Origin of the sequence: Caballeronia sp. SEWSISQ10-4 2, from assembly GCF_030464885.1 — a bacterium.
In the GTDB taxonomy this organism is placed as follows: Bacteria; Pseudomonadota; Gammaproteobacteria; order Burkholderiales; family Burkholderiaceae; genus Caballeronia.
Map to the genome: position 1 here is coordinate 1 of NZ_JALPRJ010000067.1, position 18,238 is coordinate 18,238.

13 protein-coding genes are annotated in these 18,238 nt (G+C 60.6%); 6 read left to right on the top strand and 7 right to left on the bottom strand.

Annotation, left to right across the window (positions count from 1 at the left end; translation table 11 throughout):
• Positions 1-439: 439 nt before the first annotated feature.
• Positions 440-1,837: an OFA family MFS transporter gene (locus tag M0D69_RS32895; protein ID WP_301786017.1), complete on the top strand. Its 1,398-nt coding sequence runs from the start codon at positions 440-442 to the stop codon at positions 1,835-1,837.
• Between the two features lie 33 nt (positions 1,838-1,870).
• Complete coding sequence (locus M0D69_RS32900; protein WP_301786018.1) at positions 1,871-2,017, top strand: oxalate:formate antiporter; 147 nt, start codon at positions 1,871-1,873, stop codon at positions 2,015-2,017.
• A gap of 121 nt (positions 2,018-2,138) precedes the next feature.
• On the opposite strand, the gene M0D69_RS32905 is transcribed toward M0D69_RS32900, so the two are convergent.
• Positions 2,139-3,218, bottom strand: coding sequence for a glycosyltransferase family 4 protein (locus M0D69_RS32905; protein ID WP_301786019.1), 1,080 nt, complete (start codon positions 3,216-3,218; stop codon positions 2,139-2,141).
• Positions 3,218-4,465, bottom strand: coding sequence for an oligosaccharide flippase family protein (locus M0D69_RS32910; RefSeq protein WP_301786020.1), 1,248 nt, complete (start codon positions 4,463-4,465; stop codon positions 3,218-3,220). Before M0D69_RS32910 ends, M0D69_RS32905 begins: the two co-directional genes overlap by 1 nt.
• Before the next feature lie 344 nt (positions 4,466-4,809).
• On the opposite strand from M0D69_RS32910, the gene M0D69_RS32915 reads away from it, so the two are divergent.
• Positions 4,810-6,012, top strand: a complete 1,203-nt coding sequence (locus tag M0D69_RS32915; protein WP_301786042.1) for a glycosyltransferase — start codon at positions 4,810-4,812, stop codon at positions 6,010-6,012.
• Between the two features lie 177 nt (positions 6,013-6,189).
• On the opposite strand, the gene M0D69_RS32920 is transcribed toward M0D69_RS32915, so the two are convergent.
• Positions 6,190-7,395: an acyltransferase gene (locus M0D69_RS32920; RefSeq protein WP_301786021.1), complete on the bottom strand. Its 1,206-nt coding sequence runs from the start codon at positions 7,393-7,395 to the stop codon at positions 6,190-6,192.
• Between the two features lie 289 nt (positions 7,396-7,684).
• Positions 7,685-8,830 (bottom strand): acyltransferase, encoded by a 1,146-nt coding sequence (locus tag M0D69_RS32925; protein ID WP_301786022.1) that lies wholly within the window; start codon positions 8,828-8,830, stop codon positions 7,685-7,687.
• A gap of 742 nt (positions 8,831-9,572) precedes the next feature.
• On the opposite strand from M0D69_RS32925, the gene M0D69_RS32930 reads away from it, so the two are divergent.
• Together M0D69_RS32930 and M0D69_RS32935 are read left to right on the top strand one after the other, a co-directional pair.
• Positions 9,573-11,036: a hypothetical protein gene (locus M0D69_RS32930; RefSeq protein WP_301786023.1), complete on the top strand. Its 1,464-nt coding sequence runs from the start codon at positions 9,573-9,575 to the stop codon at positions 11,034-11,036.
• An 80-nt stretch (positions 11,037-11,116) separates the two neighbouring features.
• Positions 11,117-12,310, top strand: coding sequence for a glycosyltransferase (locus M0D69_RS32935; RefSeq protein ID WP_301786043.1), 1,194 nt, complete (start codon positions 11,117-11,119; stop codon positions 12,308-12,310).
• Between the two features lie 783 nt (positions 12,311-13,093).
• Here the strand turns inward: M0D69_RS32935 and M0D69_RS32940 are convergent.
• Positions 13,094-14,836 carry a GMC oxidoreductase gene (locus tag M0D69_RS32940; protein ID WP_301786024.1) on the bottom strand — a complete coding sequence of 581 codons (1,743 nt, stop codon included), beginning with the start codon at positions 14,834-14,836 and terminating at the stop codon, positions 13,094-13,096.
• Between the two features lie 346 nt (positions 14,837-15,182).
• Positions 15,183-15,908, bottom strand: coding sequence for a putative colanic acid biosynthesis acetyltransferase (locus M0D69_RS32945; protein ID WP_301786025.1), 726 nt, complete (start codon positions 15,906-15,908; stop codon positions 15,183-15,185).
• A 252-nt stretch (positions 15,909-16,160) separates the two neighbouring features.
• Here M0D69_RS32945 and M0D69_RS32950 point away from each other — a divergent pair, with 252 nt between their 5' ends.
• Positions 16,161-16,631, top strand: a complete 471-nt coding sequence (locus M0D69_RS32950) for a hypothetical protein (protein ID WP_301786026.1) — start codon at positions 16,161-16,163, stop codon at positions 16,629-16,631.
• Positions 16,632-16,781: 150 nt separating this feature from the next.
• On the opposite strand, the gene M0D69_RS32955 is transcribed toward M0D69_RS32950, so the two are convergent.
• Positions 16,782-18,116 (bottom strand): glycosyltransferase WbuB, encoded by a 1,335-nt coding sequence (locus tag M0D69_RS32955; RefSeq protein ID WP_301786027.1) that lies wholly within the window; start codon positions 18,114-18,116, stop codon positions 16,782-16,784.
• Positions 18,117-18,238: the final 122 nt, after the last annotated feature.

The following is an 18,238-nucleotide window of genomic DNA, read 5'->3' on the forward strand; positions in this document are numbered from 1 at the left end:
GGCGCGCTGTCCATCTCCGGCCTGAAGGCCGAGGTCTTTCGCGCAACCTGATAAATCTCGTTTATCCCTTCAGAAAGCTTGCACCGGGCCGTTATTACGGGTATTTGCCTGCGGTCTATCGGGAAGTCCCATTTTTTACTTATCGGGAATGACTAAAACCGGCCAAGGCCAGGCTTGCTCTATCGGTACAAATACTTATGTCTGAGGATATCCTATTGCAACTAGACGATGCCTTAACTAAGGTGGTACGGACGTACTGGTGCAAGAATCTTATGCAATTCAACTTCATATATCACCTGCATTCTCATCCCTTCACCGTGCAAACAGCCCTAGGGAGATTGGGCGGCACGTTGGCAGCGCTGCCAACGTGCCGCTGAAGCACGCCTAAAAAAAAGCCACCGATAAACAGCGCAAATAAACCAGATTGGAGATTCAAAGAATGAGCTCTCAGACCGGCAGCACAACAACCGGTTCGCCCGGATTTTTTTCCAAAGAAGCAACCATCGCAAAACCTGGATTTTCACGCTGGATGGTGCCGCCCGCCGCGCTCGCCGTACATTTGTGCATTGGTCAGGCCTACGCGTTTTCTGTCTTCAATGCTCCGCTCACGCGCGTGATCGGGATCACGGAATCGGCGCCGGACGACTGGTCGCTGACCACACTCGGCTGGATCTTTTCGCTGGCCATCGTGTTCCTCGGTTTGTCGGCGGCGTTCGCCGGCAAATGGCTCGAGAAAGTCGGCCCGCGACGCACCATGTTCACCGCGGCATGCTGTTTCGGCGGCGGTTTCCTGGTGGCCGCGCTCGGCGTGCATCTGCATCAGATCGTGCTGGTCTATCTCGGCTACGGCGTGATCGGCGGGATCGGGCTTGGGCTCGGTTATGTCTCGCCGGTGTCTACGCTGATCCGCTGGTTTCCTGACCGGCGCGGCATGGCGACGGGCATGGCGATCATGGGCTTCGGCGGCGGCGCGATGATCGCGGCGCCCGCCTCCGTGGCGCTGATGAACCACTTCAAAAGCGCGACCGGCAACGGCGTCACCGAGACCTTCGTGGTGCTCGGCATCGTCTATTTCATCTCGATGTCGATCGGCGCACTCGCCATCCGCGTCCCGCGTGCAAACTGGACGCCGGCTGGATGGACGCCACCGGTGACGAACGGCAACAAGATGATCACGCGCAATCACGTGCATATCGACGAGGCGCTCAAGACGCCGCAGTTCTATCTGATCTGGCTCGTTCTGTTCCTCAACGTGACGGCGGGTATCGGCGTGCTGGGACAAGCGTCGGTGATGATCCAGGAAAGCTTCAAGGCATCGATTACGGCTGCGGCCGCTGCCGGTTTCGTCGGCCTGCTTTCGCTCTTCAACATGGGCGGACGTTTCGTGTGGGCGTCGGCGTCGGACTGGATCGGACGCAAGAACACCTACTTCGTGTTCTTCGCGCTTGGCGCGGTGCTGTATCTGCTGGTGCCGCAGTTCGCGCAGAGCGGCAACGTTGCGCTCTTCGTGCTCTCGTATTGCGTGATCCTGTCCATGTATGGCGGTGGCTTCGCAACCGTGCCGGCGTATCTCGCCGATATGTTCGGCACGAAGTACGTGGGGGGCATTCATGGCCGTCTGCTGACGGCGTGGGCCGCGGCGGGCATCGCCGGTCCTGTGCTGGTGAACTATATTCGCGCGTACGAAGTGGCGCATGGCGTGGTCAAGGCTGAGGCCTATACAACGACGCTGCACATCATGGCGGGGCTGCTGGTGATCGGTTTTATCTGCAACCTGCTGGTGCGCCGCGTGAACGAGAAGCATCACATGAGCGCCTCCGCACTCGCGGCAGACTGAATCCACTGAACCTACTCTAGCCCGGAGAACGCGATGAACGCCGATACCAATCTGAACCACGACCTGAATGCCGCACCGACCAACAAGTTGCTGCTCGGCGTGTTCTGGATCTATGTGCTCGTGCCGCTTGCATGGGGTGTGATCAACACGCTGGTCCAGGCGACGAAGCTGTTTCATTGATCCACTGACGTTTCGACGCCGCCGCATTGCGTCGATCAAGCGTCGATAAAACGAAAACGCCGGCTGTCCCGATGAACAGCCGGCGTTTTTTTGTGCCGCCTCAACCTTAACGCCCCTACGCTCAAGCCGCCGCACCCGCCATGCTGCCCGTGACCTGACGCGCGACCGCGAGGTAGCGTTCTGCGGTATCGGCAAGCGTCAGGCCACCTAACGGCCGCTGCGCCCGCCCTTCCCCCAACGCCATCACGAGCGCGCGTGCATACGTTGCTGTGTCCTCGGGATCGAGCAAATGCACGGCCGGAAAATCCGCGGCGAAACTGAACGGCCGGATATCGCTGGCAACGATCGGCACGCCCGACGCCAGCGCTTCCAGGAACGCGATGCTATGGCCTTCAGAGCGCGAGGGCATGGCAAACACGCTCGCCTTGAAGAGAATGTCGGAGACGTCGGAGCGCGGCCCTTCCACCGTGACCCGCTGCTCGAGCCCGAGCTTCGCCACGAGATCCTTCACCGCGGTGAAATACGCGGGATCTTCAACCACGCCGACCAGCAGCAAGCGCGCAAGCGGCACCTGCTGGACCACTTCGTTGAACGCATGCACCGTCTGCAACTGGTTCTTCACCGACGTATAACGCCCGATCTGCACGATCTGCGCGTGGTCATCGGCGGGATCGGCGTTCAGGCCCGGCGAAAAGCGCGCCATGTCCACACCGTTCGGAATGAGCTGCATCGACGGATGCTGGCCGACGGCGGCCACATAGTCGGAGATATTCGCGGGCGACACCCCGATCACCGCCCGCGCCCGCCGCGACAACACCCGTTCGATACGCCGGAACAAGCCGCGCTCGAAGTCGTTGGTGGCGGAATGCATGACGTACACCACGGGCGCCGCGATCGGCAGTGCGCGTACATAGAAAGCAGGAATGGTCGCGTGGGCAAACACCACGTCGGGGCGATAGTGGTGTACCGCCTGGTACAAATGCCACAACTTGCCGAGCGGGCCGTGTGACCCGCTGGGGAACATGCATTCCACGCCGCTGGCATTGAGTTCACGGCGCAGCATGACGAAGTCGTCGTGTTGCGGCCGCAGCGACGCCATCCCGACTATCTCGCCGCCTTTCTGCTGATGAATCGCCAGGTCCTTAGCCAGGACTTCCGCCCCCGAGAGGCGTGGCGCGAGAACGAGATGAAGGATCCGCATCACGCCTCCCTGACGATGCGGAACAGCATCCAGCCAGCGGCGGCGCCAAGGCCGATGGTCATCGCCCAGGCAATGCCGGTGACACCCCACAAATGCGTTGCGACCGGCACGGTGACGAGCAGCACCACGGCCTGGATGATGGACGCATGCGTCGCGACTTTCGGCAAGCCGACTGCGCGCAGATACGACACCAGCACCGCAATAATCGCGCCGATAGCCATGTTCACCACGAAGATGCGGAACAACGGCACAGCGGGCAGCCACGCCGCTCCCAGTACGAGCTGGAAGAGCGGTTCGGCGGCGAAGCGCAGGAAGATCACCAGCACCACGAGGCCACCCGCGATCAGAGCAAGATAGCGGCGGAACAGCCGCGCGGCGAAATCCGCATCCTTGCGATGATGCTCGGAAAAGGTCGGAAACAAGTACTGCGACATCGCGATAGCAGCATCGGCCAGCAGCATTTGTGCGAGCTTCGAGGACATCTGGTACGCGCCCAATTGCGCCGGCCCGAGCAGCTTGGCCACGATCACCTTGTCGAACTGATTCAGCAGCAGGTTCACCACGCTGCCCGCCCAGATCCAGCGGCTGAAATTCACGTAGTGGCCGATACCCTTCCACGACAAGCGCAGCGGCGGGCGCGGCGACATGGTGGTCCAGGTCAGGGCTGTCTTGAGCGACTCGCCCGCTACCATGCCGAGCAGGACCGAATAAGCGCCCGCGCCGCCGAGGGCGAACGCCAGGCCGATCGCGCAATCGAGGAATGCCGACGACATCTCCACGCCCGCGATGCGCATGAACCCGCGTTCGCGCGTAACGATGTAATACGCCGGCGACGCCACGCCGCGAATCAGCGGCAGCAGCGCGGCGAGTTGCAACAGCAGCAGCGAGCCGCCCAGATGAAACTGCTGGTTCATCAACGGCGCCGCGCAGACGATCAGGACCGCGATCAGCACACCGCGTGAGGCCAGCGTGGTCCACACGGCGCCAAGCTGCGAGCGGTTCGGCGTTTCGCGGCCTTGCACGACGGCCTGCGCGAGGCCGGTGTCGCTCAGCGCTTCGGCTATGGCCACGGCGAGCAACGCCACGCTTACGCTGCCGATTGCCGCGGGCCCGAGGATCCGGCCGATCGCCAGGAACTTGACCGCGACGAAGCCTCGCACCACGATCTGTTGCAGCAGGACCCAGATGGCGGCGTCCTGATCGAAACGCACGCTTGCGGTTGAAAACGGTAAGCGAACTGCTCTCACAGACATTCCTCGCGTCGGGTCGAATTTTTGTAGTTGGAGCGTGGCAAACGGGTTGCCCGCGAGACGTGACTTTTCATTAGCGATGTAAGCCCCAAGGTTTCCGCAAAGGTAACGTGACCCGCCCTGTGCTGTGCGCCATCTCGTAGTCGATATCGGCCCTCGTGTGTGCTGGCTCACTGTCTTTTTTCGCCAGGGCCAAACCCTGACTTTGGCGGTTGCGCAGCGTCCGGCAATGCTAGTGTGACGATATCGACTGATGTTTGCCGCGGCGCGCGCGCTCGGGGTTCTCTGCGTTTGCTGCCCCGCACCATGCCCTCTTGTACGCTTTCAAAAAAATAATGACTATGGCCAATGACACGCTCGACACCGTGCTGATTGTCGAACCGAACTTTACCGGGCATCGCTGGCGTTACGCCGAGTGGGCCGCTGCGGCTTATGCGGAAGCGGGGTATCGGTGCGTAATAGTGACCGACCCCGCCAACGCGGGTCATGCACTGGCAAAGCGCATGGCCGGGGAGAACCGGCCGGAATTGCAGATCCAGTTTGTGGCGCCGCTCGAGCATGGCCGGCGTGGCGCTGCAAGGGTCAGCTATGTGCGGTATTTCCGCGATTTCAAGCACGCATTCGATGTCGCCAGCCACAACCGCAAGGTGGCGCTCGTGGTGGTGCCTTACATCGATTATTTCTTTTACTCGCTGCCGTTCACGGGTTCGCCGTTCGGCGCAACGCCGTGGGTGGGCATTACGATGCGCGCCAATTTTCATCACGCCAAGGTAGGCGTGAAAGCGCCGCGCGAGCCGCTTGTGAATGCAATCAAGGCGCAGTTGTTTCAGCGCGCAATTCGTACGCCGGGTTTGAAGACCCTGCTGACGATCGATCCCACGCTTACCGAATGGTACGCGGGGAAGCCGGGGCATCGTGAGCGTCATCAGGCGGGCCGTAGCGCGGCAGTTCAGTATCTCGCCGACCCGTTCCCCGACGCGAAGGCTACGGAGCCACTGGCGGCCAGTCAGCGCCTGGGGCTTGGCGCCGGCAAGCACGTGCTTGTCTATGGTGCGATCACCGAGCGCAAGGGCATTCAGGAACTGGTCGCGGCGCTTGCACAGCGGACTGGTTCTGAGCGGCCGACGCTTGTTGTCGCGGGAGCCCAGGACGATGAGACCCGCGCGTTCCTTTCTTCAGCAGGTAAGTTATCCCCGCCGGCAGTGTTCATGGACCGGTTCATCACCGCCGAAGAGGAGCTGGATCTGTTTTCCGCCTGCGATGTGGTCTGGCTTGGTTATAAAGGGCACTACGGCATGAGCGGCGTACTGGTGCAGGCGTACCGGTTCGGCAAGCCCGTGGTCGCCACGGCCGACGGGCTGATCGGATGGTTTTGCCGGACCGGCGAGCTGGGACCGGTGGTCGAGGATTTATCGGTTACGTCGATTAATCGCGCTTTCGATAAGGTGTTCGAGCAACGGCCTGGAGCGCCGGCCAGGGACCATTTGCTGGAACGCAATACGTTGAGCCACTTCAAGCAGACGCTGCGGCAGGCGATTATTTGAAGGTTCGAACGCGATCTGGTTTGCTGGCACTTTTAGGCCGCAGACCCCATGGCAAGCAACAGCAACCCGGCATCGGATGTGCGCAGTCTGACCGGCGGTCATAAAGCCACCTACGCAGCGGCGTGCGGCGGCTCAGGCCGGCAGCAAGCCGGTGCCCTCGCTGCCCCCGGGACAAGGTCATGCGGCCCGATCATGGAGCGTCGTTGCGGGCCGTTTTGGCGGCGCGATGGTTGATAACCTCGCGCGGATCCGCCTTCGCATGGGCTCTTCAAAATACTGAAAGATCACGGCACTCAAGCATATTGCGAAGACCATGGCGATCCACCCATTCGACTGCCTGAACCCAGCGATAAACGCCAGATGTGCTAACGGTACATGAATGAGGTAGAGAGAATAGCTTGCCTCACCAAGGCGCACGAGCCAGCGTTGATTCAGCAGGCCGATGACTGGACGTTCCAACAAGACAAGGCCGAGTATGAGCGCGGCGAAGAAGGGCGATTCGAGATAATAGGCGGGGGAAACCGGGCGCCAGATTGCCAGAACAACGATCACAGTGAGTGCCGCAGAAATCAGTGCTACGCCGCGAGAGTGGAGCGAGGTGCCACGCGAGCGCAACTCATCAAATTTGATCGCGGCGCCTATGCCAACGATGAATTCGAACAGGTGTGTAATTGGGAACTCTGCGACGAGAAAGCCGTAACGGCTAGCCGGTAGTGCATGCTGAAGAAGCACAATCCACAGCCCTTGAAGTATCCAGAGTCCCATACACACAAAGAACAACGCGCGCATTCGCATTGCTTCCAGCCTGCGCAGGAGCAGCGGAAATAGCGCGTAGAAGAATGCTTCGCAGGAGATGCTCCATGAGGGCCCGTTCCATGGTTGATTAACTGCAGCGAACGGAAACCAAGCGTTCAGAAGGAACAGTTGGCAGATCAGGCTGACGGCGAGTGAGATATAAATCGAATTCTTTAGCGCGTACCACTCGAGCATGAGCGATGCGTCGTCCGCATTAAGCAGATAAGCGCTCACAAGCGCCGACAGACCCAGTGACAGAAGCACGACCGGATAGATTCGGGCGAAGCGGGCGACATAGAAACGCGCCGGGCCCTCGGTACCGATCGTTTTCCGGTACGTATAAGTCAGGATGAATCCGGAGAGCACGAAAAATAGCGACACGGCGGGACGACCGCCATCCACGAAATCAAAGAACCACCTCGGGAGGTTGAGTAAGCCCAACTCGGTGAAATGCGATAACACCACCGTCAGAGCCGCAAGAAAGCGGATGCTAGTGAGCGCCGGTAGTACCCCGCCAGATTTGCTTGTAGTTGTGCTCATTTCGGTGCCTGTTGTTTGCTGGGAAATGGTAGCAGCGTCGAGCTGCAAGGCAGTATCGGCATGGCGCAGTTCGGCTATTGTTTGGCGGCATTGCACTTGCAAAAGAAGCCGCAGTGCTGCCTAGCTGAGCCAGCACTGCGCACGTAGCGCGCCGCACTGCGAATCCTGTCGACTTAGGTAGTGAAAGCCATGCGGTCAAGGCGTTTTTGCGCAACGTCACAAGACACCGGGTCTTTAACGCCGCACAGACTCAACTGAAACCGGAAATACCAGCGGACAATTCAGTCAATCAAGGGGAGAAACCGCGCTTGGGCGATCGCGGTTTCAACAGACGCACTCAGGAGACGTGCGTGCTCACCACAGGCACTTCCATTTCACCTTTGCGCTTGGCCGGGAACAATGCATCACGGATCTTGAGGAACGGGAATTCGATTGCACGCGTGGTCACGTAGCCAATCACGATCGCGATGCAAAACTGCGCGCTCAGCGCAAGCGCCCAGGCAGCGAGCGACGGAACGTGCATGGCAGCCATCTTGCGGATCATGATGTCGCCGGGCGCGAGCGCCAGCGAATGCCACAGATAGATGCCGTACGAATACACCCCGATCCACGCTACCGCACGGTACGCAATCGAATCGCGGATAGCCCCCGAGTATTCGACCGCGAGCACGATCGCGGCCGTAAAGCCGATAGCCTGGATCGTGTAGCCAATACTTTCATCCAGTGCGAAGTGCGGCGTAGCCAGGACAAGCCACGCAATCAGCCCCGCCACCATGCTGAGCAGCAGCCATTTCTGACTGGCGAATTTCTTATAGACCGCGGGTTTCATCCAGTAGAACGCGGCGAGGATCACGCCGAACAGCAGGCTGTCGATGCGGTACTGCGTCTGGAAGAACGCAGCATCCAGATCGCCGTTCGACACCACCGCACAACGCGCGAGCAGCACTATGGCGCATAACCCGAGCAAGGTGCCGATGATTGCATTCGCCCCCACCTTGAAGCGCACGAAAACCAGCAGCAGTGCGGGCAGGAACAGATAGAAATGTTCCTCGACCGCCAGGCTCCAGGTCTGATTGATCGACGTGCCCAGGTAGTTCTGCAAGTGCGTCAGGTTCTGGAACAGGAAGGTGTCGGTGGGATGGCGGCCGGCGAACACATGGAACAGGATCAGCACGTAATACGCGGGCCAGATCTTGAAGATGCGTCGAATGATGAAGCGCCGTGCGTCGATGCGTCCTGCTTCCGAATATTGCTTCAGCAGCAGCCCGCCCACGAGAAAGCCGCTCAGCGTAAAGAACAGGTTGACGCCCTCGCGGCCAAAGCTTTTCAAGGGATATTCGATCCAGCTGACAAACGAATAACCGGTCTTGACCGAGTGAAAGTGAAAGCCCATTACGGCGATGATCGCGATGCCCCGCACGAAGTCGAGCTCGATCGTCCGGTTCGATGTTTGTTGTGTCCGTGGTGTGCCGAACAAGCCCATGGTATTCCCCCTTTGCGGCGGCGCGTGCGCCTCACGTCTCCGACCTGTCTTCGGTATTTTTTCCTGACTCTCCAGGCAAAATCCGCCGCCATATCAATCTTGACTGGCAGTCCCTGAATCTTCGTCTGAGCACTCCGGTTTCATCCGCCAACATCACGCCGTTCACGGACAGGTACTGCGGGCTGTCGCACGCAAGCGACGCCTCGGGTGATTGCTGCGCGCTGCGCTGCGGCAATCACCCGACCATCTGAATCCCTTGCAGACAGGGGCTTTGCCTGTCGTTGAGCGCGGCGCCGCACGCGCGGCGGCCCGTCGATTCAAGACGAAGACTAGTGCTTAACCGCCTCCTCCGATGCAGCCGATTCCGCCACTGCTATATTCCGAGCAAACCAGTCAGCAGTAGCGGGGAAGGCGCTGGCCATCGAACACAGGCAGCGCGTTTTGGTCTGCAGCTGTGCTGCGGGAAGCGTTGGGCAGTTGCCGGTTGCCGGTTGCCGGAATGATTTATGCGGCACTGTTATGTCATCTGGATCCTTCGCTTGACTCACGTCGGAAGTCAACCAGCCGGCAGGTATTGAAGGCGCTATGCGATCCATGCAACGGAAGGAATACCTCCGGCAAGGCATGCTCGGGAAAACGATCGCGCAAACGATGCCTGGATCCTTATCAGGTCCCACGTGCCGCCGAACTTCGAAATGTCCGCAGCCAAGCCTCAAAACTAAGAGTTGAAGAGAGACAAGCCATGCGTAACAAATACACGAGCTTATGGATCTGGCTGCTTCTATGCCCTCTCGCGCTGGATTACAAGGCGGGCCTAGACGACGGCAACCATGTGATGCAGGTCATCATGATGATGCCGGTGCTCGGTGCCGGACTGATCCTCTGGCTCATCGCGCCGAGCTTCACGCGGCGCTCGCGGTTTCGTTCGATCATTACCGCCGCGACCATCACAACGGTGGTCGGCAGCATCGTGACCCAGCTTATGCAAGACAATGACTTCGGCAACTATCTGCGTACGGTGCTGCCCTTCGGGCTGTTCCTGCTCGGCTACCTGGCCGCGTGCCGGCCGTGGCAAGCCGACCGGCTGGAGCAGTTCGAAAAGGCGCTGTTCTGGTCGATGGTCGTCTCGCTCGTCTTCAGCTTCGCCTACGGCGTGGCGACCAGCGGTGGCCCGCTCGACGACGTCCGCTACCGGATCATATCGGTGACCTTCCTTGGCTTGCAGGGCGTCATACTGCATGAGTTCGTGGTGGCCAAACGCATCACCAAGGTCACGCTCGCGATCCTCCTCGGCACTATCCTGATCGAGCTGCTGAGCGTGACGCGCAGCTTGCTGGTGGGCACCGTCGCACTGTTCATCTTCGCTACATGGCTGTCGGCGCCGTCGGCACGGCACCTGGTCAAGGCAGGTGTGCGCGCCCTCTTGACCGGCTTGCTGATCGCCGCAATGGTGGCGGGCACAGCCTCGTTTTTCCCCGATGTCGCCGAACATTGGTCGCAACGGATCTACGCTTCGAAGGAAACAACTTCGGGCCGCGACCCGACCACGATCACGCGCCTCGCCGAGATGAAGGATCAATACGATCAGGTTACCTCCACGCCATCCGCGCTGATCGCCGGCAAGGGCTATGGTGCGATCTATCACTACTCGCCCGACTACCTGCCCGAGCTCGCTGGACAGATCTCCAAGAAGGACTTCTACGCGATCCGGGATTTCGCCGCAGGCCACAACTTCTGGGTGTACCAGTTCTTTGCGGGCGGTCTGTTGTTCGGTCTCTGGTTGCCGCTTGCAATACTGCTTGCGCTGGGCCTTGGTGGCGTCGCGTATCGTACGTGGCGGCGGCGCGTGCCGGACCTGCTGTACCTGCCCGTGATGGGACGTTCGCTGCTGCTGCTCGCGGGCTTGCCGGCGATGTCGATCGGCGGTAATCCGCTCGGTCCGCGATACTCCGGTCTGGTGTTCGGCGTCGCGCTCGGCCTGCTGGTCGCGACTTATACGCGCCTCTCCTACGCCATGCAGGTACGTGGAGCCCAGCGTGTCGCGCAACAAGGCATGGCGAAGAAGCACCGGCCGGGAACGCCCCCGCCGTCACAGGCACCGGCTGGGGCACCGGTCGCCATGCCGATGCCCGTGTCCGCACATGCTCCCACGCTGAACGAAGGCCGCGACAGCACGGACACGCTGTCGCGCTTTACGTCGGCATAAGGATCAAGCCGGCCCTGGCCGGCTGACGATCCACATCGATGCACATCGATCCACCGTTCAATCATCAAGCGGCGCCTGCAATGAAGATCCTGCATCTGTTATCGACTATCGACCCGCGCGCGGGCGGTCCGACTGAAGGCGTCCGGCAAAGCGGCGTCGACATGAGGTCGATGGGTCACGAAGTGGAAGTCGTCACACTCGACGACCCGGCCGCGCCCTGGCTCGTCGCGTTCCCGCTGACCGTGCATGCGCTTGGGCCGTCGCGTGGTAACTATGGCCTCACGCCGCACCTCGTGCCCTGGCTCAAAAGCCACGCTGCGCGGTTCGACGCCGTGATCGTCAACGGCCTGTGGCAGTACCACAGCTACGGCGCGTGGAAGGCGCTGCGCGAGCTGGACGTGCCTTATTACGTGTTCCCACACGGCATGCTCGATCCATGGTTCAAGCGCACCTATCCGCTCAAGCATCTGAAAAAATTGCTGTATTGGCCGTGGGCGGAATATCGCGTGCTGCGCGATGCGCGCCGCGTGCTGTTCACTGCCGAAGAAGAGCGTGTGCTCGCGCGGCAATCGTTCCGGCTGTATCGGGCAAACGAGGAAGTGGTTGCCTTCGGCACCAATCCGCCGCCGGCGTTTTCCGCGCCGGTACGCGATGCCTTTCTGGCGGCTTATCCCGGGCTCGATGGCAAACGCCTGCTTCTGTTCCTTGGCCGCATCCATGAGAAAAAGGGCTGCGATCTGCTGGTCAAGGCGTTCGCCGAGATCCGCGATATCGATCCGTCGGCACATCTCGTGATGGCGGGTCCGGACAGCGGCGAATGGACCCCTGCGCTGCAAAAGCTTGCCGTTGAACTGGGTATCGCCGATCGCATCACGTGGACCGGCATGCTGCTTGGCGATATGAAGTGGGGTGCCTTCCAGGCAAGCGATGCGTTTATCTTGCCGTCGCATCAGGAAAACTTCGGCATTGCGGTAGCTGAAGCGCTGGGCTGCGGCCTGCCGGCGCTGATCTCGGACAAAGTGAACATCTGGCGCGAAGTGGAAGCGGACGGTGCGGGTTTCGTCGCATCGGATACGGTGGCGGGGACGGCAGCAAGCCTCAGGCACTGGCTCGAACTGGAACCGTCACTGGCTGCCACGATGCACACGCAGGCCAGGCAGACTTTCCATCGACGCTTCACGGTCGAGGCCATGTCGAAGGATCTGCTGCGTGTGTTGCAAGCGGGTGCGAGAGAAGGGCGCGACACGGTAGAGAAGCGCCCGTTGACAGTGTGAGGGGGGGTCGGGGCGGTGGCGGTTTCGGGTGTTAGCGGTCGGAGTCAATGCCGGGTGGTTGCTGCTTGGGTCTGTGCTCCGCTTGAGCTAGCTGTTCTCTTTAACACTATTGGCCACTGTGCGTGGCGGCACGTCATTTCCGTGTCCAAAGCGACAAAGAAACTGAGCAAAGAAAGCGCTTTCCAACCAAGGGCGAGTTAGTGCCCCTGGCGTGCAGGTTAGAAGTTTCTGGCACCTGATAGCACGGTGCTCGCCACACTCACCGATGTTTGAAACCCTCCTTCTCGCGAACCCTGACACGAACACGCTTCGCCCCCAACGCTCTCGGGCGAGCACGATGACCCACAGACCATGACGGCCTCACGTGTGCTGGTTGCCTCATTTCGTGGTGGGTTGGCTACGTGATCTGAGTGGCTATTTTCGAAGCCCTTATTCGCGGATAGCGCGGGGTGTTCCTTGGGCAGGTTCAGTCACTGGTGGCGAAGCGCGTGGGTATCTGTCTTCGGAGAGGTCTGGGTTCAAACATCCGTGATGTCTGGCGAGCACCGTGCTATCGGGTGCCAAAAACTTTTATCCTGCACGCTAAGGACACTGACCAGTTGTTCATCGTGCGAGTGGCATTGACCCGGACCGCTAAGCCCCGAAAAAAGCCGCCAGCAACCCAGCACCACCTCCTCCCGCCCAAAGCCAAAAAAGAAACCCGCCGATGGAATCATCCACCGGCTGGTCTTTTTATCGGCTACGAATATCACGCAACGAATCTGCCCGATAAAACAAGCCGCCCTACTTCTTCGCCATGAAGGCCAGATCCGAAGGCGGACGCAACGCGGATGCAGCAAACGGCATGGTGTCTTCGGACGACGCCCGGCGCTCGGCGCCTGCACCTATAGACGTTACCGATGCAAGCGGCGCAATCTCGCCCCGCAATGCCTTCAGCACATGCTCGGACAGCCGCAGCGTCATTGCCGCGATCGTGATGGTCGGAAAATTCGCGCCGACCGTCGGAAATACGGAGCTGCCCGCCACATACAGATTACCCATGCCGTGCACCTGGCAGTTGCGGTCGACCACGCCTTGCTTCGGCGAGTCGTGCATGCGGGTCGTGCCCATGTGATGCCACGTGCCTTCCAGTTGCGCCGGCCACGGCTTGCCTTCGAGCGGCTCGTCCAGTTGCACATCCGCCACGCCGGTCCGCTGCATTTCTTCCGCCAGCAGGGTCACGGTACGGTCGAAGGTGCGCTTCGCCAGTTCGGTCAACTGCCAGTCCACCTTGACGCGGTTCATGCCGAGCGCATCCTTCTGCAACGACAGCGTCACGCGGCTGTCGCGATTCGGCTCCGCTTCCACGATGGTCTGGAACTTGACGTCGGTGATGAGCGGGCGCGGCTGCAACAGACGCGCCAAGCCGAAGCAAGCCGTATCGACGGGATGCATGGCCATGGTCAGCAGATCCTGCGAGAAGTTCCAGTCCGGCTGATCCTTCTGCAGCACCGCTTGCTTGCATCGGACCAGCGCTTCGGCGCCTTCCGTGTTCTCACCGCGAAACACCGAGTAGAACCACACGCGTGCATTGAGCAAACGTTCACGCTCGAGCACCTTCTGCGTCAGTGCGAACTGCGACGAGATGAACTGCCCGTGCGCGGACACCGATGCGTTCTGATAGTGATACTTGATGTCGTAAAGCTTGTTACGCGTCCACGGTTTCTTGAACTTGATGCTGCCCTGCATGGTGCGCGGGTGGTCCATGAAATAACGGCCCACCAGGTCGTTGCCGTTGCCAAGTCCCTGCGCCTGCACCTTGTTCGACGCAAGCAGCAGCCGCGCGTTTTCGATCCCACCCGTCGCCAGCACGAAGATCTTCGCGGCCACAGTGAAGCGCCGGCCGCTCAGCGTCCCGGCTTCGATACGCGAGACGTGGCGCGCATCGGTATCGGTGTCGATGTTCATCGCGTTGGCGTTGAGGAACACGCGCACATGCGACGACAGTTCGAGCACGGCCTTATACACCTTGCCGAAACGCACCGGCGGGCTGAATTGCGAGACCGTGTCGCGTATGGTGCCGCTCGGCAGCGGATGACGCCTGACGTCGTCGCGGCCGATGGCGGCTTCCCAGTAGGCCGGGTCGAAATTGTTTTCGCCGAGCTTGAGCAAGGCGTGCGTGCGGGCATAGTACGGACGCAACTCGTCGAGCCCGAAAGGCCAGCCGCTATCCTTCACCCAGTCACGCTTTTCGAAGTCCCACGAATCGAGCGGACGGCACCAGCCGCCCCAGCAGTTACTGCTGCCACCCAGAAAGCGGCTGCGGCTGCCGTCTGCGTAGGTGTAAGGAATCCCAACGTTCTCGCCGCGATACAGATCGCGCGTGGCATCGTCCGGCTTGTAGCCGCCGCTCTCCAGCAGAACGGTATCGATCCCGTGCTTATCCATTTCGAGCGCCAGCGTGATCCCCGCAACCCCTGCACCGATGATGCAGACCGTGGTCTCCACTACCGCGCGCTGCTCAACATTCCGGCTGTCAATGAACATTCCCCGTGCTCCCTCTCGTGTGCAGCGGTTCGCCCACTTGTTGTGTTCGGCTCTCCGCTGTCGTCACCCGTTATCGAAACGTTTTGCTGCCGGTGCCGCTTCGTGCGGCTAACGTACCGCCGGCACCCGACAGATTTCAGTCCCTATTTCATCCACGAAGCGCCGCGCGAGTTCGGTCGAAATTACTTGCAGCCAGGAAGCCATGCCAGCCTTACCTGCGTGTAATAATCGTCGGACCTGTGCTTCGTCACCCGCCAAGATAAAGGCCCAGACAGCCAAAAGCGCGCTGGTCGACGCGCTTGGCACCCGTGCAAGCCATTTCTTTTAACGGCGCCCTATCCTGGTGCTATGCGGCAAACCGCTTTCTGATAAATCTCACCGGATTACCGCCATATACACCCTCTGCATCCAGTGACCGATGCACCACCGACAGCGGTGTTACCACTGTCGAGCGGCCGATGGTCACGCCCATTTGTACGACGCATTTCGATGTAATCCACACACCGTCCTCGATCACGATTGGCGCAACGCGCAAATCCATGTTGGTCGCGAGATCGTGTGAACCGGTGGTGAGAAAAGCGTCTTGCGAGATGCATACGTTCGAGCCGATCCGGATCAACGCCTGGTTGTAGATCCATGCGTTCACGCCGAACCAGCAGTTGTCGCCCACTTCCAGGTTCCACGGCGCCTTCACGCGAATGGGATGCGGCATCCGGCAACCTGAGCCAATGCGCGCGCCAAAGCGGCGCAACAGCCAGACGCGCACAGCCGACACCGGTATGAACTTGTTGTTGATGATGGCCGCTTCAATAAAGAACCACACGATCTCCGTCAATGCACCGCGTTTGGCCACGTAGTTGCCCTTGCCGGCGAGACTGAGGTCGATGACCTTGCCAGTGTTGCTGCTGTCGCTGCTTTTTGTGTTGTTCGTGCTGTTTGTGTTTTTGGTGCTGTAAAAGCGCGCTGCGCCTTCGTCCGCGCGCGGGGCTGAATGATGCGCGCGCCGACTAGTGGTGGCCTGGTCTGTCGCCACCTGGTCCTGCACGCAATATTCGTCGATTGTTCTGAGCATGATCACCGGCCCCCGAGCCCGTAACGGCGAATCGAAATAACAACGCCGCATGAAACGATTATCTGCGATAGGTCCTGTCGTCCTCGTGCGCCAGCCCACTAATGGCCGCAAGGGAAAGACTTTTGGCGGTATCTGCATGAGCGTGCGCGTGAGGATTTGCTACCTTGAAACAAGGAGTGATAGCCACTCGACACCACGCCGGCTTTGGGATAACAATCAATCTTCATACTCGCCGGTTCTTCGGAGCGCATCATGAAATCATTCAATCGCCAACCCTCGCTTCATCGCGTATTAGCCTTGCTGATTGCGAGCGCCGCATGGTCCGCGTGGCCCTGCGCCCATGCAGCCGCCGGCGATACAGGCACGCGCGACTTCGCGGCCGAAGAGAAGCTGCTGGGCGGCCCAGATACCTATGGGGCAGGTTATGCCGATCCCTATGGCCAAGACCCCGCCGGCAAGGGCGGGAAGAAGGGTGCGAAGGCTGCGGCGGCCACCACCTCGGCCGAGAAGATGATGACCAACAACGCAGACCCGGCCCAGACCAACGCGTCGTTCGTCGCGCCCGGCGCGGTAGCGATGAAACCCGGTGCGCGCGTACGCGTGAAGGACCCGACCGGCAAGCTCGTGGCGACGCCCGACACCGCTGGCCAATCCGTGTACAGCCCAACCGGCCTCAAGCCGACCGGTAAAAAAACTACGGAGATCTATCGATCTCCGTATTGAGTGTGGCTTCGTTGAGTTTTTTGCCTCGTAAGGGCCCGAAAAACAAGCTGCCCGGCTGAATTTGCCGGGCTGACTTCATCGGGCTGACTTCATCAAGCAGATTGTGCCGGACCATAACCCGCATCCGGTTGCTGCAGGTCAATCCGCTGGTCAATCGATCTTCTCGATCTCCACCAGTTTCACAGCAGACCCTCCCGTGGACGGTACGCCTGCCGCGCTCGCGGCCTTCACTTCCTTGCGCTCGCCCAAACGTCTGGTCACGCGCTCGCCCCTGAGGACCCGCAGCTTCTCGTCCAGCCGTCCAAGCACCCACGCCGGCGACAAATTCAGCTCCGCAAACGCGCGGCCGTCGGCGCCCAAAATCGCGCGCTGCTCAGGATCGGCCACGAGCGCCTCGATGGCGTCGGACAATGCCTTCACATTTTCCGGCGGCACGACCACGCCGCGCGGCGCCACGACGTTATGAAGCTCCGTTCCCGGACGCGCCATCGCGATCACCACGCGGCCGCTCGCGAACATGCCCGTGAGTTTTGAGGGCATGACCAGGTCGGAGGCGTCGCCCCGTTGCGGGAGCACATGGATGTCGGCGAGGTTGAGCAGTTCGTTCAGATGCTCTGCTGCTTGCAGCGGAATAAAACGGCAGTTGGGCAAATGCTCGCAGCACTTCTGCAAGTCAGCCTTGGTCGCACCGTTACCGCAGAAAACGAACACGATGTCCGGGCGCTCAGCCAAAGCATGCGCTGCACCCGCCAGCACTTCGATGCCCTGCTTCGCACCCATGTTGCCGGAGTAAAGCACGACCTTCGCGTTCTCTGCGATCTTCAGCTCATCGCGAAACTTGTTGGTGCGATCGAGCGGATAGATCGCGCTGATGTCCACCCAGTTCGGCAGGCGGAACACGCTCGAAGGCGCGACGCCTTTTGAAATGGCGCGCTCGATCATCTTGTCCGAGATCGTGGAGACAACGTTGAACCGGCGCAGCAGCGCGCTCTCGACCACTCGCGCGAAGCGTCCCGCGCGCGGACTCTTGAGCAAGCCAAGATCGAACGCGGCATCTACTTCGAAATCCTGAATATGAAGCCACGAATTCGCGCCCATCAGACGCGCAAGCACCAGCGCGGCCGGCGCGTTGAGCATGGTCGGAGCAATCGACATCACGATGTCGGGACGCCACCACGCCTGCGCAACAAGCGCCGGCAGCGAGGCCACGGCAAACGTCGCCAGATGGATCATGCGCTTGAGGCCGCTGGGTCGCGCCGGCACCCACAACGGCGAGCGCCAGACGCGCACATGGTTGCGCGTTTCCCGCGAACTGCGCCAGCCCGAATAGCCCTTGGCGATCTTCCATTCCGGATAATACGGAGGCGCGCACACGACGTGAACGTCATGCCCCTGCCGCTGCAAAGCCTCCGCCATCTCGGCGGTGTATTTGCCCGTTCCCGTCAACTCGGGCGCGTAGTTGAGCCCGTAGATAAGGATTCTCATCGTGCCTCCACTTCCGCCGGACAAGCACGCCCCGTCGAAAAGGATTTTTGCGAAACATCACTCACGGGACCACATCCGCGCAATCGCGCCTCGGTGACCATGGGTGCCGCCCCTGGTTCTGT